Origin of the sequence: Pseudomonas sp. MPFS (genome assembly GCF_022537035.1) — a bacterium.
Taxonomy (GTDB): Bacteria; Pseudomonadota; Gammaproteobacteria; order Pseudomonadales; family Pseudomonadaceae; genus Aquipseudomonas; species Aquipseudomonas sessilinigenes.
The window spans coordinates 2,361,743-2,382,628 of the sequence record NZ_CP066123.1 but is presented as its reverse complement, the minus strand read 5'-3'; the positions used below and the strand labels follow the sequence as shown (position 1 = coordinate 2,382,628).

Annotated in this window: 19 protein-coding genes; 5 read left to right on the top strand and 14 right to left on the bottom strand. The window is 65.5% G+C overall.

Features of this window, described 5'->3' with window-relative positions; all coding sequences use genetic code 11:
• The first annotated feature begins 83 nt into the window (after nucleotides 1–83).
• Both I9018_RS11220 and I9018_RS11215 read left to right on the top strand, forming a co-directional pair.
• Nucleotides 84–2,288 carry an OsmC domain/YcaO domain-containing protein gene (locus tag I9018_RS11220; protein ID WP_241109454.1) on the top strand — a complete coding sequence of 735 codons (2,205 nt, stop codon included), beginning with the start codon at nucleotides 84–86 and terminating at the stop codon, nucleotides 2,286–2,288.
• Between the two features lie 239 nt (nucleotides 2,289–2,527).
• Nucleotides 2,528–3,250, top strand: a complete 723-nt coding sequence (locus I9018_RS11215) for a GntR family transcriptional regulator (RefSeq protein WP_241109453.1) — start codon at nucleotides 2,528–2,530, stop codon at nucleotides 3,248–3,250.
• 48 nt (nucleotides 3,251–3,298) lie between these two features.
• Here the strand turns inward: I9018_RS11215 and I9018_RS11210 are convergent, their stop codons facing one another.
• The 7 genes from I9018_RS11210 to I9018_RS11180 are packed head-to-tail and all read right to left on the bottom strand — an operon-like array spanning nucleotide 3,299 to nucleotide 8,560.
• Nucleotides 3,299–4,123, bottom strand: coding sequence for a transporter substrate-binding domain-containing protein (locus I9018_RS11210; protein ID WP_241109452.1), 825 nt, complete (start codon nucleotides 4,121–4,123; stop codon nucleotides 3,299–3,301).
• 60 nt (nucleotides 4,124–4,183) lie between these two features.
• Nucleotides 4,184–5,191: a trans-3-hydroxy-L-proline dehydratase gene (gene lhpH / locus I9018_RS11205; protein ID WP_241109451.1), complete on the bottom strand. Its 1,008-nt coding sequence runs from the start codon at nucleotides 5,189–5,191 to the stop codon at nucleotides 4,184–4,186.
• Between the two features lie 25 nt (nucleotides 5,192–5,216).
• Entirely contained in the window at nucleotides 5,217–6,170 is a 954-nt protein-coding gene (gene lhpI, locus I9018_RS11200; RefSeq protein WP_241109450.1) for a bifunctional Delta(1)-pyrroline-2-carboxylate/Delta(1)-piperideine-2-carboxylate reductase, read from the bottom strand.
• A 23-nt stretch (nucleotides 6,171–6,193) separates the two neighbouring features.
• On the bottom strand, nucleotides 6,194–6,922 hold the full coding sequence (locus I9018_RS11195; protein ID WP_031321487.1) for an amino acid ABC transporter ATP-binding protein: 729 nt from the start codon (nucleotides 6,920–6,922) through the stop codon (nucleotides 6,194–6,196).
• Between the two features lie 41 nt (nucleotides 6,923–6,963).
• Nucleotides 6,964–7,698, bottom strand: coding sequence for an amino acid ABC transporter permease (locus tag I9018_RS11190; RefSeq protein WP_241109449.1), 735 nt, complete (start codon nucleotides 7,696–7,698; stop codon nucleotides 6,964–6,966).
• Nucleotides 7,699–7,700: 2 nt separating this feature from the next.
• The gene (locus tag I9018_RS11185; protein WP_022644135.1) at nucleotides 7,701–8,375 is read right to left on the bottom strand and encodes an amino acid ABC transporter permease; all 675 of its coding nucleotides are present in this window, start codon (nucleotides 8,373–8,375) and stop codon (nucleotides 7,701–7,703) included.
• Nucleotides 8,363–8,560 carry a hypothetical protein gene (locus tag I9018_RS11180; protein ID WP_241109448.1) on the bottom strand — a complete coding sequence of 66 codons (198 nt, stop codon included), beginning with the start codon at nucleotides 8,558–8,560 and terminating at the stop codon, nucleotides 8,363–8,365. The genes I9018_RS11185 and I9018_RS11180 overlap by 13 nt, the downstream gene beginning before the upstream one ends.
• 441 nt (nucleotides 8,561–9,001) lie before the next feature.
• On the opposite strand from I9018_RS11180, the gene I9018_RS11175 reads away from it, so the two are divergent.
• The gene (locus tag I9018_RS11175) at nucleotides 9,002–9,697 is read left to right on the top strand and encodes a tRNA (adenine(22)-N(1))-methyltransferase TrmK (protein WP_241109447.1); all 696 of its coding nucleotides are present in this window, start codon (nucleotides 9,002–9,004) and stop codon (nucleotides 9,695–9,697) included.
• A 182-nt stretch (nucleotides 9,698–9,879) separates the two neighbouring features.
• A complete protein-coding gene (locus I9018_RS11170) occupies nucleotides 9,880–10,407 on the top strand; it encodes a glyoxalase superfamily protein (protein ID WP_068588034.1) in 528 nt (175 codons plus the stop codon).
• 83 nt (nucleotides 10,408–10,490) lie between these two features.
• On the opposite strand, the gene I9018_RS11165 is transcribed toward I9018_RS11170, so the two are convergent.
• The 7 genes from I9018_RS11165 to I9018_RS11135 form a co-directional block, all read right to left on the bottom strand.
• Complete coding sequence (locus I9018_RS11165; protein ID WP_124348330.1) at nucleotides 10,491–12,623, bottom strand: TonB-dependent siderophore receptor; 2,133 nt, start codon at nucleotides 12,621–12,623, stop codon at nucleotides 10,491–10,493.
• Nucleotides 12,624–12,847: 224 nt separating this feature from the next.
• Nucleotides 12,848–13,849: a siderophore ABC transporter substrate-binding protein gene (locus tag I9018_RS11160; protein ID WP_068588027.1), complete on the bottom strand. Its 1,002-nt coding sequence runs from the start codon at nucleotides 13,847–13,849 to the stop codon at nucleotides 12,848–12,850.
• On the bottom strand, nucleotides 13,846–14,622 hold the full coding sequence (locus I9018_RS11155; protein WP_124346365.1) for an ATP-binding cassette domain-containing protein: 777 nt from the start codon (nucleotides 14,620–14,622) through the stop codon (nucleotides 13,846–13,848). The genes I9018_RS11160 and I9018_RS11155 overlap by 4 nt, the downstream gene beginning before the upstream one ends.
• Nucleotides 14,619–15,563, bottom strand: a complete 945-nt coding sequence (locus I9018_RS11150; RefSeq protein ID WP_241109446.1) for an iron chelate uptake ABC transporter family permease subunit — start codon at nucleotides 15,561–15,563, stop codon at nucleotides 14,619–14,621. Before I9018_RS11150 ends, I9018_RS11155 begins: the two co-directional genes overlap by 4 nt.
• Nucleotides 15,560–16,501: an iron chelate uptake ABC transporter family permease subunit gene (locus I9018_RS11145; RefSeq protein ID WP_241109445.1), complete on the bottom strand. Its 942-nt coding sequence runs from the start codon at nucleotides 16,499–16,501 to the stop codon at nucleotides 15,560–15,562. Before I9018_RS11145 ends, I9018_RS11150 begins: the two co-directional genes overlap by 4 nt.
• Complete coding sequence (locus I9018_RS11140; RefSeq protein ID WP_241109444.1) at nucleotides 16,501–18,252, bottom strand: ABC transporter ATP-binding protein; 1,752 nt, start codon at nucleotides 18,250–18,252, stop codon at nucleotides 16,501–16,503. Before I9018_RS11140 ends, I9018_RS11145 begins: the two co-directional genes overlap by 1 nt.
• Nucleotides 18,246–20,036: an ABC transporter ATP-binding protein gene (locus I9018_RS11135; RefSeq protein ID WP_241109443.1), complete on the bottom strand. Its 1,791-nt coding sequence runs from the start codon at nucleotides 20,034–20,036 to the stop codon at nucleotides 18,246–18,248. The genes I9018_RS11140 and I9018_RS11135 overlap by 7 nt, the downstream gene beginning before the upstream one ends.
• Nucleotides 20,037–20,231: 195 nt before the next feature.
• Here I9018_RS11135 and I9018_RS11130 point away from each other — a divergent pair, with 195 nt between their 5' ends.
• Nucleotides 20,232–20,855 carry a TetR/AcrR family transcriptional regulator gene (locus tag I9018_RS11130; protein WP_124346361.1) on the top strand — a complete coding sequence of 208 codons (624 nt, stop codon included), beginning with the start codon at nucleotides 20,232–20,234 and terminating at the stop codon, nucleotides 20,853–20,855.
• Nucleotides 20,856–20,886 lie beyond the last annotated feature (31 nt).

The window sequence follows — 20,886 nt, the reverse complement described above, 5'->3', positions numbered from 1 at the left end:
ATGGCGCAAAAGCGCAAGACTTCCAGGTGAAAAACCGGATAATGGCGGCCTTTTCGTCTTGCTCGTTATTCTGGTAGCCCCCCATGGAAATCAAGGTCAACTTTCTCGACAACCTCCGACTTGAAGCCAAGTTCGATGACTTCACGGTGGTGGCCGACCAGCCGATCCGCTACAAAGGCGACGGTTCGGCACCGGGTCCGTTCGACTATTTCCTGGCTTCCTCGGCGCTGTGCGCCGCCTACTTCGTGAAGCTGTACTGCCAGACCCGCGACATCCCCACCGACAACATCCGCCTGTCGCAGAACAACATCGTCGATCCGGAAAACCGCTACAACCAGATCTTCAAGATCCAGGTCGAGCTGCCGGCGGACATCTCCGAGAAGGATCGCCAGGGCATCCTGCGCTCCATCGATCGCTGCACGGTGAAGAAGGTGGTGCAGACCGGCCCCGAGTTCGTGATCGAGGAAGTGGAGAACCTGGACGCCGATGCCCAGGCCCTGCTGATGCCGAGCCTGGATGCCGGCACCAGCACCCGCATCCCCGGCAAGGACCTGCCGCTGGAGCAGACCATCGCCAACATGTCGGCGATCCTCGCGGACCTGGGGATGAAGATCGAGATCGCCTCCTGGCGCAACATCGTGCCCAACGTCTGGTCGCTGCATATCCGCGACGCGCAGTCGCCAATGTGCTTCACCAACGGCAAGGGCTCGACCAAGGAAAGCGCCCTGGCCTCGGCCCTGGGCGAATTCATCGAGCGCCTGAACTGCAACTTCTTCTACAACGACCAGTTCTGGGGCCAGGAGATCGCCAACGCCGAGTTCGTCCACTACCCCGACGAGCGCTGGTTCCAGCCAGGGCGCAAGGATGCCCTGCCCAAGGAAATCCTCGACGAGTACTGCCTCGGGATCTACAACCCCGACGGCGAGCTGCGCGGCTCGCACCTGTACGACACCAACTCCGGCAACATCGAGCGCGGCATCTGCTCGCTGCCCTTCGTGCGCCAGTCCGATGGCGAAGTGGTGTACTTCCCCTCCAACCTGATCGAGAACCTCTACCTCTCCAATGGCATGAGCGCCGGCAACACCCTGGCCGAGGCCCAGGTGCAGTGCCTGTCGGAAATCTTCGAACGGGCGGTCAAGCGCGAGATTCTCGAAGGCGAGCTCGCCCTGCCGGACGTGCCCCAGGAAGTGCTGGCCAAGTACCCGGGCATCCTGGCGGGTATCCAGGGCCTGGAGGAGCAAGGCTTCCCGGTATTGGTCAAGGACGCTTCCCTGGGCGGTGAATTCCCGGTGATGTGCGTGACCCTGATGAACCCACGCACCGGTGGCGTGTTCGCCTCCTTCGGCGCCCACCCGAGCCTCGAAGTGGCACTGGAACGCAGCCTCACCGAACTGCTCCAGGGCCGCAGCTTCGAGGGCCTGAACGACCTGCCGCAGCCGACCTTCGAGAGCCAGGCGCTGATGGAGCCGAACAACTTCGTCGAGCACTTCATCGATTCCAGCGGCGTGGTCTCGTGGCGCTTCTTCAGCGCCAAGGCCGACTTCGAGTTCGTCGAGTGGGACTTCTCCAGCCAGGGCACCGACTCCAACGCCGAGGAAGCCGCGACCCTGTTCGGCATCCTCGAAGGCCTGGGCAAGGAAAGCTACATGGCGGTGTACGAGCACCTGGGCGCCACCGCCTGCCGGATCCTGGTGCCGGACTACTCGGAAATCTACCCGGTGGACGACCTGATCTGGGACAACACCAACAAGGCGCTGTTCTTCCGCGAAGACATCCTCAACCTGCACAGCCTGGACGAAGACGGCCTGCGCGACCTGGTGGAGCGCCTGGAGCAAAGCGAGCTGGACGACTACACCGACATCACCACCCTGATCGGCATCGAGTTCGACGACAACACCGCCTGGGGCCAGTTGACCATCCTCGAGCTGAAGCTGCTGATCCACGTAGCCCTGGGCCAGTTCGACCCGGCCAAGGAACTGGTGGAGATGTTCCTGCAGTACAACGACAACACCGTCGAGCGCGGCCTGTTCTACCAGGCCATGAACGCGGTGCTGGAAGTGCAACTGGACGACGAGCTGGAGCTGGCTGACTACGAAGCCAACTTGCGCCGCATGTTCGGCAACGAGCGGATGGACGCGGTGATCGGCTCGGTGCAAGGCCGCGTGCGCTTCCATGGCCTGACGCCTACCAGCATGCAACTGGAGGGCCTGGACCGGCACCTGCGGTTGATCGACAGCTACAAGAAGCTGCACGCGGCACGGGCCAGGATGGCTGGTTTGACCGGCTGATGGCTTCGGCAGGAAAAGCACCTTCGGGTGCTTTTTTTGTTTCAGCCTCCAGGCTTTGACCCTGCCCCATACCCGCCACGACTCACCAACAGTCTGACCAGGCAGCCAATGCCATCCGATTACAACAACGGAAAATACCGACACCCTGTTTCCAGTCTTCACGAGCTGTACCATGGGCTCCTGACATTCACGACCTGCCAAACCCAAGCCGACGGCTAGCGCCCCGAGAGACCGCCACCATGCAAGCAGACTTTCGCCCCAAGCAGATCTACGAGCAGGTTGCCGACCAGATCCGCGCCGGCATCCTGAGCGGCCAGTATGCCCACGGCTCGCGCCTGCCCTCCGAGCGTGACCTGGCACAGCGGCTGAAGGTGAGCCGGCCCGCCGTACGCGAAGCGATCGGTGCCTTGCAGAACGAAGGCATGGTGACCACCCGCCATGGCTCAGGCACCTACGTCGCCGATTGCCCACTGCAGGTGAACGAAGCGGCACCGGACTATGCCGGGCTGCCGCCGGTGGATGCCGACTTCAGCCCCATCAGCACCCTCGAAGTACGCTTGCTGATCGAACCGGCGATAGCCCGCCTGGCCGCCCGCCGTGCCCAGCGCGACCCATTGGCCGAGCGCTACCTGGAACAGATGATCGATGTGAAGGACATCGGCGATCCGCTGCAACAAGCGCGCTGGAGCGAAGCCGACCGGCTGTACCACCGCCAGCTCGCGATGATGACCGGCGATATCCTGATTGCCCGGATCGCCGAGGAAATCAACAAGACCATGGAGCAACCGCTGTGGAACCGCCTGCGGGACGACGGGATCTACGACCCCGAACGCATCCAGCTGTATGCGGCGGAACACCGCCTGATCTACGAGGCGATCATCAGCGGCGACGAAGACGCCGCCGCTTTCTACGTCGAAGGCCACCTCAAGCGGGTGCGCCGCGATATCAGCTCGCGGGAATGAACGAGGGGCCGGCATGGACGTGCCATGCCGGCCCCTCGCACGCTGCGTTCAACGAATCGGCTGGACCTTGAAGGAGCGCTGCATCCGGTAGAGGGTCTGGGCTCCCAGCCACTTGTCGAAGATGGCCTGCATCGCCCCTTCGGCCTCCAGCTCGCGCAACGCCGAGTTCACCGCGACGAGCATGTCCGGCTCGTCTCGACGTATGCCCAGGCCCCAGACTTCCCGGCCGATAGCCGGTTGCAGGATGCTGTACTGCCCGGCCTTGTCACCCAGGCGGTTGAGCAACTTGTGCAGGACCTCCTGCGAAGTGCTGAAACCCGTGACCTTGCCCTGGAGCAATGCGGTGAAGGCGCTGGACACATCCTCGAAGCCGACCGCCGTCGCGCCCGGCAAGGCCTGCCTGATATAGGCCTCGCTGATGCTGCCCTTGACGTAGCTGATGCGCTTGCCATCCAGCTCGCCGAGGGCGGTGATGCCCCGACCGGCCCTGACCGCCAGCACGTTCTCGCTCACATAGTAGGCATCGGAAAATGCCACCTGCTCGGCGCGTAGCGGCGTATGGGCCAGCCCCGCGCCGAGCACATCCATGTGGCCCTGTTGCAACTCGGCGATACGGGCCTCGATGGATACCGGCTTGATCTCGACCTTCGCTCCCAGCTTGCCGGCCACCGCCTGGCAAACGTCCACGTCATAACCGACCACCGAGCGCGTCTTCACGTCCGTGTAGCCGAATGGCTCGAAGATATCCAGTACGCCGCAGACCAGCACTGCGCGAGCCTTGATCTCGTCCAGTTGCGCGGCCTGGACGCCAACCGCCCCCAGCAACAGGCAAGTGGCAATGGCAGAACCCCACGATGAAAAACTGCGTTTCATATCTGTGTCCCCAGGAAAAATAGGCATGGCAATGATGTGCGCGCAGCAGCTAACGCCACGCTAGCGGACCAGGAAGCCGTGCCGCTGCGGGTCACGCTCATCGATGATCCAGTTGCAGAACCCACAGATGTAGGCCGTGCCCGAGACTTCTGGGATAACCGCCTGGAACTCCCCCACCCGGGTTTCTTCGATGACCCTGGCACTGAACACCGACCCTATTACCGACTCGTTGACCAGCACCTGGTCCCGGTCGATCTGCCCCCGCAGGTAAAGCTGGGCGATCCGGCCGCTGGTACCCGAACCTGTGGGTGAGCGGTCCACCTCGCGGTCGGCGAAGATGCAGCAGTTGGCCTGGGTCGATCCGGGCAGGCGCGGCTCACCGTCGATGATGGTGCCGTAGATGTGGTTGATCTCGGGAATCTCGGGATGCACCACCGGGAACGCGGCATTGGCCGCGCGCTTCACCTCGGCCCCGAACGTCTTCAACTCCTCCACCGCCGACTCGCGGATCGGCAGGCCATGGGGCGCACCGCTGGTATAGAAATAGAAGGCCCCACCGTAGGCGATATCGCCGGTCACCGGACCGTAGCTCGGGGTCTGGACCGTCACGTCGCGACGGTAGATGAACGACGGCACGTTGATGAAGCGCACGCTACCGGCATGCTGGCCATCCCACTCGACGAAGGCTTCGATGAAACCGCAGGGAGCATCGATGCCGACCCGGGTCCGTGGCGACGTCCGCTCGACCCAGCCCAGCTCCACGGCGGCGGTAGCCAGGGCGATGGTGCCGTGGCCGCAGTGGTCGCTGTAGCCTTCGTTGTGCAGGAAGATGATGCCGAAGTCCGCCGTGGGCGAGACCGGCTCGGTGAGGTAGCCGCCATACATGTCGGCATGGCCGCGCGGCTCGAACATCAGGGCCTGGCGGATATCGTCCGCATGGTCCCGTAGCCAGGCACGACGCTCGATGATGGTCTTGCCGGGCAACCGGGGCAGGCCGCAGGTCACGATTCGAAACGGCTCGCCGCCGGTATGGACTTCCACGGTGTTGATGCTGCGGGTGATACGCATGGTCGATTCCCCTTGGACAATGGATTCAGGCGCGCTCGGCCATGAGGTTGGCGAGGGCTACACGGGCAGCCGCCAGGTCCCAGGCGGCGGTACCGACACTCTTGACCACCACCGGACGCCCAGGCTCGACGGCGCCATCCAGCGCACTGGCCAGGGACCTGACCTGGGACCAGTCCACCGCCGCACGCAGCAGGTCCCCGGCCTCGTGGCGAGCACCGGCCGGGTCGTCGGCATAGATCAGGCTGCCGTCGAGCAGGGTCTTGCCCAGCTCGGCCATTTCCGGCTTGAAGGCGCCAACCCCGACGACCAGGCACCCGACCCGGGCCGGTTGGTTGTAAACCGGCTCGAGGCTGGTGGTCAGGGTGATGACTGCATCGACCTCCGGCATGTCGCCATCCAACGGCTGCAACTGGCCATGCCACTGGCGATTGGCTTCGCAGAACTGCGTGGCGGACGCGAGGTCCAGGCCCCGTACCCAGATCCTGGCCTGGGGATACAGCGCGTTGATGGCCTGGACATGAAACCGCGACTGGGCACCGGTGCCGAAGATCAGGATCCGCTGCACAGGCTGGGGCAGGAAGGTGCGCAGGGCCAGCAGGGTGACGGCGGCGGTGCGGCGCCCGGTCACTTCCGGGCCGTCCAGCAGGCACAGCAGCCTGCCGGTGGCGGCATCGCATACCGTGACATTGCCATGCAAGGTGGGCAGGTGGCGCCGGGCATTGGCCTGCTGCACGTTCACCAGCTTGTGGATCGCGATGTCCGGCGCGCTGGCCGGCATGCTGAGCAGCACCCCGCCCTCGCCCAGGGGCACCACCATGCGCTCGGGGCTCAAGATCGAACCGGCCGCCAGTTCCCGCACCGCCCGCCCAAGGGCCTCGACCAACTGCTCGAAGCCCAGCAAGGCGGCGGTCCTGGCCGGGTCGCAGACGATGATTCCCGGAGGGTTCGCCAGCATGGCGGCAATGGATGGATCGTTCATTCTGTTGCTCCTCTGTGGATGACTCAGCGGCGACCTATGTCGCAAAGGAACTGCTGCGCCCGGGGATGCCTGGGGGTGTTGAAGAACTCGCCGGGAGGCGCCACCTCCAGCAGGCGGCCCTGGTCCATGAACCACACCACGTCGCTCACCTCCCGGGCGAAGTGCATCTCGTGGGTCACGCAGACCATGGTCATGCCCTCGGCCGCCAGGGCCTTCATCACCGCCAGCACCTCGCCGACCATTTCCGGGTCCAGGGCGCTGGTGGGCTCATCGAACAGCATCACCGGTGGCTGCATGGCCAATGCCCGGGCGATGGCCACGCGCTGTTGCTGGCCACCCGACAGCTGGTTCGGATAGGCCTCGGCCTTGTGCCCCAGGCCGACCTTGTCCAGCAGGCCCAGGGCCAGTTCGCGGGTCGGCGCCGCTGCCGCCTTGCGTACCCACAGTGGCCCGCAGGTGACGTTCTCCAGGACGGACAGGTGGGGAAACAGGTTGAACTGCTGGAACACGAAGCCGATGTGGCTGCGCATGGCATTCACATCCACCTGCCGGCCCTGGACGTCCTGGCCATTGACATGGATGGTCCCCGAGCCGATGGCCTCCAGGCGGTTCATGGTGCGGATCAAGGTGGACTTGCCCGAACCGGACGGCCCGCACAGCACCACCACCTGGCCCTTCTTCACCTGGGCGCTGATGTCCGTGAGCACCTGGTGCTCGCCGTACCACTTGTTCACCTTGTCCAGGGCGATGATGACGCTGGAAGCTGCCAGGGCAGCGTTGTGGTTGTGCATGATCAATACCCCTGGGCCGGAGCCGGGCGTGGAGGGTGGGAAGTGGCGGGCATCCGCCCGTTGTTGCGGGCAAGGCGCGCTTCCAGCAGGCGGGCGGCCTGGGTCAGGGCGAAACAGATGGCGAAATAGGCCAGCGACAGCACCAGGAACACGCTGAAGGGCTCGGTGAGCACCGTGCTGTTGACCTGGTTGGCGGCGTAGGTCAGCTCGTTGACGCCGATCACGTAGCCCAGCGAGGTGTCCTTGATGGTGGTGACGAACTGGCCAACCATGCTCGGCAGCATGTTCCCCAGGGCCTGGGGCAGGATCACCCTGCGGGTCCGGGTCCAGTAGCCCATGCCCAGTGCCGCGGCGGCCTCGCCCTGCCCCTTGGGTAGCGATTCGATGCCCGCCCTGACGATTTCCGCCAGGTACACCGCCTGGAACGCCACCAGCGTCACCGCCATGGTGGTGAAGCCGGCAACCGGTCGCCCGAGGATGATCGGCACCACGAAATAGGCCCCGAAGATCAGCATCACCAACGGAATGCTGCGCAGCAGGTAGCCGACGCCCATGGCCGGATAGCGCAGTACCTTCGCGGGGCTGAGCTGGGCCAGGGCCAGCAGTACGCTCAACGGGAACGCCAGGCCGATGCCGATGATCGACAGCAGCAGCGTGGCGACGATGCCGCCCAGCGGGCCATTGGGGTAGGACCCCAGCAGGAACAGCAACCAGTACTCCTGGATGATCTCCAGCATGCTCAGCGCCCCCTGATCCGCAGATGCCGGCCCAGCCAGCCACCGGCCAGCAACAGGCTCAGCGCCACCGCCACATACAGGACAGTGCTGAGCCCATAGGTGGCGAAGATGCGGAAGGTGCCGCTGGCCACCTCCTTGGTGACGTATGTCAGCTCCATCACCCCGATGACCATGGCCAGGCTGGTGGTCTTCATCAGCATCACGGTGTTGCTCAGCAAAGGGGCGATCGCCACTCGCAGCGCCTGGGGCAGGATCACCCGACGCAGGGCGCCGGCCCGGCCCAGGCCCAGGGCCTGCGCCGCTTCCTGCTGCCCCGCAGCGATGCTGCGCAGGCCGCTGCGGATGTCCTCCGCGAAGTAGGCGCCGTAGTACAGCCCGATGGCGATCAGCGCGAATACCAGCTCGCCGTGATGCTCGTTCAACCACTCCTGGAGAGTCTCGGGCAGCAGGCTGCTCACGCCGAAGTACCACAGGAACAGATGCACCAGGGGCGGGACGTTGCGCTGGTACTCGATGAACGCCATAACCCAGAGGCCGACGAAGCGCCCCCTGGCCAGGCGCAGCAACGTCACCAGCAGGCCGACGGCGAAGGCCAGCAGCCAGCTGCCCAGCGCCAGCATCAGGGTCACCAGCAGTCCCCTGGCCAGGACCTGCCCATATTCGTTCAGGAAGTCCATGCCAGGCTCCCGTTGCGTACGCCACCCGAGCCTGCTTTGGTAGGCCCGGCATCCGGCCAGGCATGCGAGCATGGCAGCCCCGCCCAACCCAGTCCGTGCCCTCGCGGATCGTCCCGTGGCGGCAGGTAGCGCCGCCGGAACACCGCCAGGGCCTTGAGGTATCGTTTTTTGTTGTTCTTGTTCATCGCTGCTCTCCTGCTTGCCCTGGCAACCCGATTGGTGGTTCCAGCGAATACCTGGCGCTGGACCGGCAGATTCCCGGGTGGGTCTAGGTCATGCCTGGACGGCAAAATTGGTTCAATAAAAACCATTAACTGGTCAATTTCCGATCCAGACTGCTGCATTCTCAAGCAAAGCCCCAGGAAAAAAGATCAGAAACTTCCCAAACCCCGTTAAGATCCGGTTAGTCAAAGGCCGTAAAAGCGACGTATGTCCCTGGCTGCAAGGTGAACCCCGGAGAAGCAACTGGTCATCAACAATGACCAAATGATCGCCTGGCGTGGTACCGCACCCATCCGCAGCCAGTGGGCCTGATCGCCTGCATTTGAAATACGCGGCGGCGCCCGACAGAATCGCCCCCGATCCGGCCCGAGATGTGGCGGGCCCACGCAAGAAAGAGGTTGCAGTTGAACCAACAGACATTGTCCATGCGCCTGGAGCACGTCGCGGCCCAGGTACCGGCTGGGGCGCGCCTGGCCGATATCGGCTCGGACCACGGCTACCTGCCGCTGGCGTTGCTGAGCCGTGGCGCCATCGAGAGGGCAGTGGCTGGCGAGGTGGCGCTGACGCCCTTCCACTCGGCCCAACGCAGCGCTCGTGCCAGTGGTTTCGGCCAACGCATCAGCGTGCGCCTGGCCAACGGCCTGGCGGCAATCGAGCCGGGGGACGGGATCACCGCCATCAGCTTCTGCGGCATGGGTGGCGAGACCATCCGCGACATCCTTGAGACCGGCAAGGCACGCCTCAATGGCCGCGAGCGCCTGGTCATGCAGCCCAACGGCGGCGAGCAGCCGCTGCGTCAATGGCTGATGGACAACGGCTACGCCATCCTTTTCGAAGAGGTGCTGCGCGAGAACCGCTTCGACTACGAGATCATCGTCGCCGAGCGCGGCGCCAGCCCAAGCTACAGCGCCGAGCAGCTGTACTTCGGCCCGCTGCAGATGCAGGAGCGCAGCCCGGCATTCCTGGCCAAGTGGCAGCGCAAGTTGCGCCAGAAGCACAAGATCCTGGCCCACTTCGCCCGGGCTCAGCAGGCGGTGCCCGAGGAGAAACTCCAGGACACCCAGCGCAAGGCCCGCTGGATCAGCGAGCTGCTGGCCTGAGTCTGCAGCGCTGCTTTCACTGGTAAAACCCGCTGTGTATCATCGGCCCAGGTCGATGCTACCTGCCGCTCGCATCCGCAAGGAATGGTGAAAGCATCGCTGTCCCCCTACCCTGTCGTCACTCTTGACAGTCGAGGTCCGGCAATGCGAGCACCCCTGCACCTCGGCGAACAGGAGCAACGATGATCACTCTCGAATACGCCAAGCAAATGGCCAAGCGCCTGCGCACCGCGCTCGCCGCCCACGACCAGTCGATCAGCCACGCCACCGCGCTGGAAAGCGTGGCCCGGCAACTGGGCTACAAGGACTGGAACACCGCCGCCGCAGCCCTACCCCAGGAGCAACCCCAGGGAATCAGCTTCGACAAGGCCATCCCGATCCTGCGGATGTTCGACGAAACCAAGGCTCGCGAGTTCTACCTCGATTTCCTCGGGTTCGCCGTGGAGTTCGAACACCGCTTCGAAGCCGACCTGCCGCTGTACCTGGGCATCAGCCGCAATGGCCTGCAACTGCATCTGTCCGAGCACCATGGCGATGCCAGCCCCGGGGCGACGATTTTCGTGCCGATGCACAACATCGAACAACTGCGCGATGAACTGCAAGCCAAGCGCTACGGCTACGGCCGCCCCGATATCGTCGAAGAAGACTGGGGCAAGACCCTGGAAGTCTACGACCCCTTCGGCAATCGCATCCGCTTCTGCCAGGGCTGATCCTGCGCCAACCATCCAGAGCGCAAACGATCCGCTCCACGGGCAGGCCAGTGCCTGCCCGTGGACGCTCATGGGCTAGGGTTTTAGAAATCCACCGAGGCGGACAGCTCGAAGGTGCGTGGCGCACCCAGGCCCAGGCTGGTGGTCAGCGGCATTCCCCAGTAGGCCTTGTTGGTGAGGTTGCTGACGTTGCCCCGCAGGGTCACCGGGCGGTTGGCGACCTGGGTGGCGTAGCGGGCGCCCACGTCGAACAGGGTGTAGCCGGGAATCGACTGCTGGTTGTCGGCGCTGATGTACTGCTTGGACAGCGCCGTGGCGTTGGCGGTCAGCGTCAGGCCCTGCAGCACCGGGGTATCCCATTCCACGCCGAGCTTGCCTTGCAGTTCGGGATAGCCAGTGGCGTTCTTGCCGTCGTTGCGGCCACCCTCGGTCTTGGTCAGCTTGGGGTCGACATGGGCGACGCCGCCCATCAGCCGCACGTCGTCCAGCGGCGCCCCGAAGAAGCCCCACTCCACCCCGCGGTTACGCTGTTCGCCCCCCATGGAGTAGATGTTGGTGGCCGGATCGGTGTAGCTGCCGGGACGGGTGATCTCGTACAACGCCAGGGTATGGGTGAAGGAGCCCAGGTCGAGCTTCAGGCCGACTTCCTTCTGCTTGGTCTTGTAGGGCGCGAAGATCGCGCCGGCGTTGGCGGCGGTCAGCGGCGCCATGCCGCCTTTGCTCAGGCCCTCGATGTAGTTGGCATACAGCGACAGGTCGTCGGTGGCCTTGAACAGCACCGCGGCCGCCGGGGTGGTGGCGCTTTCGTCATAGCGCGAGGTGCGCTTGCCGGTGCTGACGCTGAAGGTATCGCTGAGCACCTCCTGGCGGCGCACGCCCAGGGTCAGTTGCAGGCGATCGTCCAGCACCGACAAGGTATCGGCCACGCCGTAGCTGCGCAGGCGGCTCTCGCTGTGCATGATCAGCGGCCAGCTGGTGGGCGCCTTGGGACCCCAGGTCGGGTGGTAGATATTGGTGGTCCAGTCGGCACCGGGCACCGAGCGACGCCCCCAATCCTTCTTCTTGTCCGAGTACTGGGTAGCGTTCAACGACCACTGGTGCTTGATCTCGCCCGTCTGGAACTGGCCCTTGAGGCCGGTTTGCGCCGAGACCTTGCGCACCTGGAACTTCAACTGGCCCATGCTGCTGCGCAGGTCGCCGGCATCGTTGATCACCGTGGCGATCATGGCGCCGTTGTAGGCGTAGTCGCTCTTGCTGCTGCCTACCGCGGCATAGGCGGTCAGTTGTTCACTGAGGTCGAACTCGCCACGCAGGATCGCGCCCTTGTCCTTGCTTTCCACCGTCGCCCAGTCGGGGTTGAGCAGCGAACCGGCCTTGGGCGGCCTGGGCACCGCAACCCCGGCAGCCAGGCCCATCCCACGGTTCTGGCCAGTGATGCGCTGGTCGGCGTCGTACAGGTCGAGGGACAACCGTGCGCGTTCGCCCCGCCAGTCCAGGGCCAATGACGCCAGGTCGGCTTTCTGCTTCTGGTGGTCGGTGGCCGCATCGCCTTCGCGGTGGACGCCGTTGAAACGCACGCCGAACTGCTGGTCCTGGCCAAAGCGCCGGCCCATGTCCAGGTGCCCCCCGAGCTGCGAGTCGGACATGTAGCTGCCGGTCAGGCGTGTCAGCGGTTCGTTGCCGGCACGCTTGGGCACCAGGTTGACCGTGCCGCCCACCGAGCCGCCTGGCGGCATGCCGTTGAGCAACGCCGAGGGGCCCTTGAGTACTTCGATGCGTTCGTACATTTCAGGGGACACGCGATAGAACGGTGCCATGCCGAACAGCCCGTCGACGGTCACGTCGCTGATGTCCGAGGAGAAGCCGCGAATCGAGTAGTTCTCGCTAAAGGTGCCGGTCAAGCCGTTGCTGAACACTGCCGGATCGGTGGCGGCGATCACATCGGTGATGCTCTTGGCCTGGCGGTCCTCGATGTATTTCTCGGTGTAGCTGATGGTGCTGAACGGGGTCTCCATGAAGTCCTTGTTGCCCAGCAAGCCGAGCTTGCCCCCCGAGGCCACCTGCTCCCCCGCGTAGGCCGGTGGCAGGCTGGAGACGGCTTCGCCCTGGATCGTGGTGGCGGGCAACGCCAGTGCCCGGTCCTGGGTCGCTTCGGCCGGCTCGCGAACCTCTGCGCCCGCCGGCGCCGCCAGCGTGGCCAGGACCCCCAGGGCCAGCCCTGCCAGCCCGCGGTGGACGCCGACGGCCAGGGGTTTGGCGACCAAAGCCTGGGAAAGGTGTGCATTGCGATGGAAAGAATGACGGTGAGTCACGCTACAGCTCCGTTGAAGTGAGAAGGCAGTGTTTTTTTGATTAGTTGGCTTGATTCGAATGCAAGAGCTAAGGCTGTTGATAATCACTTGCTACCACGCAAATGCCGCGAACAGCCCTTAGCTCGAAGTCAGGGCTGATAACCCTTGATGACGTCGTCGATCATCAGCTTCACCGAGGTCGGGCTGGCGGCGGTGACGTACCAGGCCTGGGCATCGGCAAAGACCACACGGCCGTTCTTCCACGCGTTGGTCTGGCGCAGCAGCGGGTTGTCCAGGCTCTGGGCATCCAGGGCCGGGCGCCCTTCCATCACGGCGGTGCGGTCCACCACGTAGAGGATGTCGGGGTTGGCCTGCTGGATGAATTCGCTGGAGATCGGCTGGCCATGCAGGCCGGTCTCGCCCTCGGGGCTGGCCGGTTTCACGCCCAAGGCATCGAAGATGAAGCCATAGCGCGAATGCGCGCCGAAGGAGCTGAAGGCGCCGTTGTTATGCAGCACGATCAGGGCGCGCTCAGGGCGACCTGCCGTGACCTGCCGGGCCTGCTGCACCCTGGCCTCCAGTTGCGCGGCCTGCTCCCGGGCCTGTTGCTGCTTGCCGAAGATCTCGCCGAGACTCGCCAGGTGCTCCTTGATGACCTCGATATGCCGGCCCTGGCTGTCGCGGTAATCCACATCGAAATGCACTGTGGGCGCGATTGCGCTCAGCTCCTGGTAGTGGCTGGCCTGCAGCGAGGTGATCAGGATCAGGTCCGGCTTGACGGCGTAGATCCGCTCCAGGTTGGGCTGGACGATCGCCCCCAGGTCCTCGACCTGGGCCGCCTGCTTGTACCGGGCCAGGAAGTGCGGGATGAAATCCTTGGGCATGCCGGCCACGGGAATGCCCAGCTGGTCGAGGAAATCCACTTCGTTCATGTCCAGGGCCACCGTGCGCTGGGGCAGTCGCTCCACCAGCGTGGTGCCCAGCTGGTGCCGGACCGTGACCGGGGTATACGCCGGAGCCTGGTTGGCAGCAGCCGGAGCCTGGCCCGTCGCGGGCGAGGTGGCGGTTTTATCCTGGCAGCCCTGCCCGGCCAGGATCGCGGCCACCAACAGGGCCAACGTCCCATACCTGCTTGCGTGATGTCGGGTCATTTCAGTTCTCTTGCGGGGTTGAAGTAGTTGCACAGGTAGCCGCGGGCGTCATGGCTGATGCTGAAATCCAGCCCGTAGAGCTCTCGCAGCCGCTCTTCGGTCAGCACCTGGGCGACGCTGCCGGCGGCGTGCACGGCGCCCTTTTTCATCGCCACGATGTGGTCCGAGTAGTTGGCGGCGAAGTTGATGTCGTGCACCACCAGCACCACCGTGCGCCCCTGTTCGTCGCACAGTCGGCGCAGGGCGCGCATGATCTGCACCGCATGCTTGATGTCGAGGTTGTTCAGCGGCTCGTCCAGCAGCAGGTAGTCGGTCTGCTGGGCGATGGTCATGGCCAGGAACGCCATCTGCCGCTGGCCACCGCTGAGCTCATCGAGGAAGGCCGCGCGCAGCTCCTGCAGCGAGAGGAAGGCAATGGCCTCGTCGATCGCCTGCTGGTCGGCCCGGGTCAGGGCGCCACGGCTGTAGGGAAAGCGCCCGAAGGCCACCAGCTCCTCGACCGTCAGGCGCAGGTTGAAGTCCGGCGCCTGGCGCAGGGTGGCCACCGTGCGGGCGTAGTCGCCGATGGCCATGCCACGGGTATCGCGGCCCGCCACCAGGATGCTGCCGCGAGTCGGTTCCAGCAGCCGCGCGATCATCATCAGCAGGGTCGACTTGCCCGCGCCGTTGGGACCGATCAGCGAGGTCAGGCGGCGGGCCGGGAACTGCACGTTGACCTCGTGCAGTACCGTCTTGGCGCCGTAGCTCTTGTGAAGGTCGTGGACGGTGATCATGCAGCTCCTCGGGTACGCAGCATCAGGGCCAGGAAGTAAGCGCCACACAACAGGTTGACCAGCAGGCCCACGGTGGTCTTGTAGTTGAACAGGTGCTCGACCAGCAGCTGGGCGAGCAGGAACAGGCCCACGGCGATGGCGCAGCCCAGGGGCAGCGTGACCCGGTGGCGGAAGGTCCCGGCCAGGGCATAGGCGATGTTCGCCACGAATACCCCCATGAAGGCCACGGGCCCCAGCAAGCTGGTGGACACCGCCACCAGGCCGGCGATCAGCGCCAGTTGCAGGCGCACGCAGCGTTGGTAGTCGACCCCCAGGGAGATCGCCTGGTCGCGCCCCAGCGCCAGCACATCGAGGGTCGCCAGGGTCTTGCGCCCTACCAGGCACAGCCCCGCCACCAGCAACCCGGCGTACAGCAACTGCTGGGGCTGCACCCGGTTGAACGAGGCCTGGCTGAACCCCAGCAGCATGGAGAACTCCCCAGGGCTGGCCTGGTACTGGACGAACTGGGTGAAGGTGCCGATGACCATGGTCAGCACCAGCCCCACCAGCAGCAGGAAGAACAGGTCGCGCCGGCCATCGCCGAACAGCCAGCGGTGCAGCGCCCAGGAGTAGGCCAGCATCAGCAGCACCGACAGCCCGAAGTTGCCATGGGCACCCAGCACCAGCAGGCCGGACATGCCCAGCACCGCCACCAGTACCGCCTGCAACAGCAGGTACACCGCCTCGTAGCCCATGATCGCCGGGGTCAGGATGCGGTTGCAGGTCAAGGTCTGGAAGGCGATCGACGACCAGGCGACGCACACCCCGCCCATCACCATCGCCCCCAGCCGGACCAGGCGCCTGGGGATCACCTGGGCAAAATCCAGCCCCGAGCCCAGCAACAGGAACAGCAGCGCCAGGGCGAACACCCCAAGCCACACCCCATAGTGCGAAGGTTTCATCGGCGCCCCCGTACCAGCAGGATCAGGAACAGCACACCGCCGAGGCATCCGGCCGTCAGGCCGATGGGCACTTCGTAGGGGTAGATGACCAGGCGCCCCACCAGGTCGCAGACCAGCAGTAGCGATGCGCCGCCCAGGGCCACCAGCGGCAGGGTCCGGCCCAGTTGGTCACCGTGGCGCAGGGCGACCAACTGCGGGATCACCAGGCCGACGAAGGGAATCGAACCCACGGTGATCACCGTGGCCGATACGGTCACGGCCACCAGCAACAACCCCAGGGCCACCGTCGCCGGATAATTCAGGCCCAGGCTCGCGGCCATGCCCTCGCCCATGCCGAGCACGGTGAAACGCTGGGCATACAGATAGGCCAGGGCCACGATCGGCAGGATCAGGTAGATGATTTCGTAGTGGCCCTGGACCACCCGGGAGAAGTCCCCGAGCAACCAGCCCTGCATGCTTTGCAGCACGTTATGGCGATAGGCGTAGGACTCGGCGAGTGCGCTCAGCACGCCGCCGTACATCAGGCCGATCACCGGCACCAATGCTGCGCTGCGCAACGGCACGCGGCGGATGATCAGGACGAAGGCCAGGCTCGCGGCGAAGCACACCCCCAGGGCGAACAGCATGCGCCCCAGGGTGCCGGCGCCCGGCAGCAGCACCAGCGACAGCAGGATGCCCAGCTTGGCTGCATCCAGGCCGCCGGTGGTGGCCGGCTCGACGAACTTGTTGCGCACGATGTGCTGCAGGATCACCCCGCACACCGCCAGCCCCACGCCGCTGAGCACCAGCGCCATCAACCGTGGCAGGCGGCTGGCGGTGAGGGTCAGCCAGGCATCGCCGGCCCCGGACAACAGCTGCCCCAGGGAGAACTGCCGGGCGCCCACCAGCAACGAGGCGCCGCAGAGGATGACGAAGGCCCCCAGCCAGCTGGAACGCATCAGCGGGACGCTCCGATCCGCCAGCCCTGGGCAGCGCCACGCGGGTCGAGCAAACACGCGTAGTACCCCGGCCTGGCACGCAGCTCATCCGGTGTTCCCTGCTCCACCACCCGTCCCTGCTCCAGCACTACGATCTGGTCGGCCATGGCCACCGTCGACAGCTGGTGGGCGATGACCACCAGTGTGCACTGGCCGCGCAACCTGGCCAGGGCCTGGGCGATGACCGCCTGGTTTTCGGCATCCAGGGCCGCGGTGGCTTCGTCCACCAGGAGGATCGGCGCCTGCTTGAGCAGCGCCCGGGCAATGGCGATGCGCTGGCGCTCGCCTCCCGACAAGCGCGCCCCACCCTCGCCCACCTGGGTGTCGATGCCCTGGGCCAGGCGTTCGATGATCTCCACCACGCCGGCCTGGCGCGCGGCCTCCATGACCTGGGCGGCACTGGCCTCGGGGTCGCCCAGGCGGATGTTGTCGGCAATGCTGCCCTGGAACAGGTAGGAATCCTGGAAGATCTGGCTGATGTGCCCGGCCAGTTGCGCCTCGGACATCTGCCGCACATCCACGCCACCGACCCGTACGCTGCCCTGGTCGACCTCGAAGAACCGGGCGATCAGCCTGGCCAGGGTGGTCTTGCCCGAACCCGACGCGCCGATCAACGCGGTCATGCTGCCCGGCGCCAGGCGCAGGCTGACGTCCCGCAGGACCTCGGGCTGCCCGGGGCCATAGGTGAAGCTCACGCCTTGCAGTTCGACCGAGGCATCGCCCGGCGCCTGGGGCGACTGGACCTGGGCCAGAGGCGGCACGGCGAGGATTCGGCTGGCTTCTTCAAGCTGGCCCAGGGCCCCGCGCAAGGTCTCGCCATAGCTGGCCAGCTCCAGCAGCGGATCGACGAAGCGGCTGACCACTACCAGGGTCACCGCCAGGGCGATGGCCGGGCCGGCTTCCAGGCCCAGGCCCAACAGGCGTTCGAGCCATAGGCCGACACTCACCAGCAAGGCGGCGAAGATGCCCTGGACCACCCAGGTGTTGAGCACCGAGGATAACGACGACAAGTAGATCAAGCGCCCGGCGGATTGGCGCTGCTGGTCGATGGCCTGGCGCAGCAGGCGCGTGCCGCCCTGCTCGCCGTTGAACGCACGCAGCACCGACTGGGCCTGGGCGAACTCCACCATGCGCTGGCTGGTGTCGGCGAAATGCGCATGGAAAGCGCTATCGGCGCGACGCCCCAGGCGGGTCGAGAACGACACCGCAAGCGCCAGCAGCGGCAAGGCCAGGAGGGCCAGCAATCCGGTCGGCCAGTGCAGCACCCCCAGGGCGACGACCATCGCCAAGGGAGTCATCGCGGCACTGATCAGGGGCGTGAACACATGGGCCGGCAGCTGCGCGATGGCCATCATGCCCTGGGTGATGACGTGGCCCAGCCGGGCGTTGTGCTCGGGCGTGAACCAGCCCACCGGCAACCGGGCGATATGCTCGCCCATGCGCAAGCGCACGCCTTGCAGGACGGCGACGCCTACCGCGACCCCGGCGCGCTCCACCCGGCGCCGCCAGAGCCAGCACAGCAGCACACCGGCCAGCAACAGCGCCAGCCAACCGATAGCCGCTTGCGTGTCGCCGGCCAGCAAGTGGCCGAGCAAGGGCACCAGGGCGGTGATGGTCAGGCCGCTGAGCAGGCCATAGCCCACTGCCATCCAGGCATAGCGACGCAATACCGGGACATCCTCGCCCAGCAGTTGGATGAAGGTCTTCAGCATGGTTGTGCTACCTGTTCCTTGCGGGTATCGCCATAGCCACCGAGCCTCCAGAGCCGTGCATACAGCCCTGCGTGCTCGAGCAATTGGGAGTGCCGGCCCTGTTCGCGAATACGGCCGTTGTCGAGTACCACGATGCGCTCGGCGTGCATCACGGTGTCCAGTCGATGGGCGATCACCAGCAGGGTGCGGCCCTGGGAGAAACGCGCCAGTGCTTCCTGGATCGCCACCTGGCTTTCGGCATCCGCCGCGGCCGTGGCTTCGTCGAGCACCAGCACCGGTGGGTCGAGCAGTACGGCTCGGGCGATGCTCAGGCGTTGCTGCTCGCCCCCGGAAAAATGCGCGTCCTCGCCCACCACCGAGTCGTAGCCCCGTGGCAAGCGCAGGATCTGCTCATGGATATTGGCCAGGCGCGCGGCCGCTTCGATCTCCTGGCGGCTGGCCGAGGGTTTGCCCAGGGCGATGTTCTCGCCGACGCTGGCGTGGATCAGGCGCACGTCCTGCAACACGAAGCCGATATGGCGGTAGAGGCTGGCGCTGTCGAGTTGGCGCAGATCGACACCCCCCAGGGTGATGCGCCCGGTGCTGGGGTCGAAGAACCGCAGCAGCAGCCGCGCCAGGGTCGACTTGCCGGCGCCGGAAGGCCCGACGATGGCGGTGGTGGTACCGGGTTCGAGCACCAGGTCGATGTCCGCCAGCACCGGATGCTCGGGGTCGTAGCCATAGCTCACCCGCTCCAGGCGCAGCTCATTGCCCTGGGGCTGTTGCCCCGCACCGGGGGCCGGCTGTTCCAGCACTGGGGTCTGCAGCAAGGCCTGCACCCGCTGGGCCGCGCCGGTGGCACTGCCCAGGTCGTGGAGGATGTAGTGCAACAACAATACCGGCGCGCACAGCCCCGGGGTCACCAGGGCGAAGGGCAGCACGTCCAGCGGCGCGGCCCAGCCCTGGCTCACGAACAAGGTACCGGAGGCCAGCACCACCCCCAGTACCGAGACTGGGGCGACCATCGCGTTGGCGTTGGCCATGGCCGCCACCAGCGGACGGGTGAAGGCAATGAAGGTTTGGGCGAAGGCGTCGATCGCCTCGCGGTAGCGCACATGGGCCTGGCCACTGCTGCCAAAGGCCTTGATCACCGGGATGCCGTTGACGAATTCGACCACCGCATTGTCGATGCGCCCAAGGCCAGTGACGATCTCCTGCATGTTGGCGCCACTGGACTTCATGGCCCGCCCCAGGAACAGGAAGAACCCGGGAAACGGCAGCAGCGAGAGCAGCGCCAGGCGCCAGTCCATGGCGAACAGGTAGATCACCCCGATCAGCAACGCACCGCCGGCACGGCCCAGGGTGGTGAAGAAATGCGCGGTCAGGTTGTGCAGCGTGCCGATGTCGTCCTGCATCGCCCGCTTGACCTCCCCCGAGGCGCGGCCGGTGAACCAGCCCAGCGGCACCAGGGCCAGGCGCTGGACGATCGCCAGGCGCAATTGATGGGTGATGCGGTTGTCGGCCAGGTGCGCCTGCAACTCGCCGGCGCAAAGCAGCGCCATGCCGCAGAACAGGCTCGCTACGCCCACCAGCAGCAGCCAGCCAATATCGCCGGCCACATGGGTGGCGTCGCCCAGGGCCAGCCTGGCGATACGCTCGATAACCGCCAAGGGGACCAGGGTCAGCATCGATCCGCTGGCGGCCAGGACGGCCGCCGTAATCAGCCGACCGCGCACGGGAGTCAAGACCTGGCTGATCGGACCCTGGGCCTTGGAGTTGGCCGAGGTCGCGTCGTGGGTGCTCATAGATGAAGTTTTCCAGACATTCGAAGACCGGCCTGCCCTACCCGCCCCGGTAAACGGAGCCGGAAACCCTGGCCGGGAGTAGCTCATGGATAGATCTGAGAATCAGAATCATATTTAGTTGCATGACTATAAACTAATTTGCCAAATCCAGACAAGACAGCTAAAAGTCATGCCTCATCGAGCCAGGACCTCTCCATGGAACCGCCACAGAAAACCCCGGCGCGCGGGCGCCCGCGCACCATCACCCGGGAACGGATCGCCGATGCCGGCATCGGCATCGGCTTGTCGAACATCACTTTCGTCGGCGTCGCCGCCGCCCTGGGCGTCAGCCATATGGCGCTGTACAAGCACATCGCGGGACTCGATGCGCTCAAGAGCCTGATCGCCGAGGAGCTGTTCCAGCGCTGGCAGATCCCCCGGGTCAATGCCGAGCAGCGCACCAGCCTCAAGGACTACCTGATCCTGTTCGCCACCTCGGCACGGGAGTTCGTCAAGGCGCATCCGGGGTTGACGCCCTATATGATCCGCCGGCTGGCAGCGACCCAGCCGATGCTGGACAAGATCCACGAGCACCAGTTGCATATCGCCCAGGCCTACGACATCGACCCGCTGCAGGCCCGCTGGTTACTGGCCACGGTGGCGTTCCACTGCTTCGCCGTGGCCGATACGGTCTATGCAGTGTCAGGCCAAGAGCCGGAACTGGAGGCTGATCGCCTGGCGGAAGTGGCGGAGATGGAGGCCGAACTGATCCAGGGCATGCATGCGCTGATCGTCGGCGCCCTGGTCCTGCTCGAGGAAGGCCTGATTCCAGGTTCCTGAGCCAACTGCCCGGCCGCCCAGCGGCCTACCG